The organism is Halobellus sp. Atlit-38R (genome assembly GCF_003665925.1).
GTDB lineage: Archaea > Halobacteriota > Halobacteria > Halobacteriales > Haloferacaceae > Haloquadratum > Haloquadratum inordinatus.
In genome coordinates, this window is the sequence record NZ_QXIJ01000163.1 from 1 (window position 1) to 556 (window position 556).

Consider the following 556-nt stretch of genomic DNA (forward strand, 5'->3'; position numbering starts at 1 on the left):
AGTGGCTCCTGTTCGCCGGGCTCGCGGTCGGGCCGGGGCTGCTCGGCCACACGGTCCTCAACTGGGCGCTCGCGCACCTGGAGTCGAGCGTCGTCTCCGTCTCGCTGCTCGGCGAGCCGGTCGGCGCGACGCTGCTCGCGGCCGCGCTGCTGTCGGAGACGCCCACTCCGGCGACGGTCGCCGGCGGCTGCGTGGTCCTCGTGGGTATCTACGTCACCGCGACGGCGAACTCGTCGTAGCGTTTTCAGCGCCGATATTTTGGGGTAAACGCTCAAGACCGCGGAACGGGTGGGTCGGGTATGGACCGGCGAACGGTCGTCGCGTTCGTTGGCGACGACGAGAGCGGCAGCGAACGCGTGGCCCGTGCGGTCGAGGCCGCGTGGAACGGCGCGGGCGGGCCGTCACTTCGGACGCTCGCTCCCACTGACTTCGGCGACGACCGAGACGGCGAGGAGCCGTTAGAAGGCACCTGCGGAGTCGTCGTCACCGCCTCGGCCGCGACGGACGGCGGCGTCGCGGACGGACTCGCCGCGCTCCCGTCCCACGTGCCGGTGAT

The 556-nt window shown here is 71.8% G+C and carries 1 protein-coding gene and 1 pseudogene; both read left to right on the plus strand.

All coding sequences use genetic code 11. The features are described from left to right. On the plus strand, nucleotides 1-239 hold a 239-nt coding region (locus D3D02_RS18710; protein ID WP_147435732.1), incomplete at its 5' end, for an EamA family transporter. A gap of 60 nt (nucleotides 240-299) precedes the next feature. Then, nucleotides 300-556: pseudogene (locus tag D3D02_RS18715) on the plus strand (histidine kinase); the annotation flags it as partial.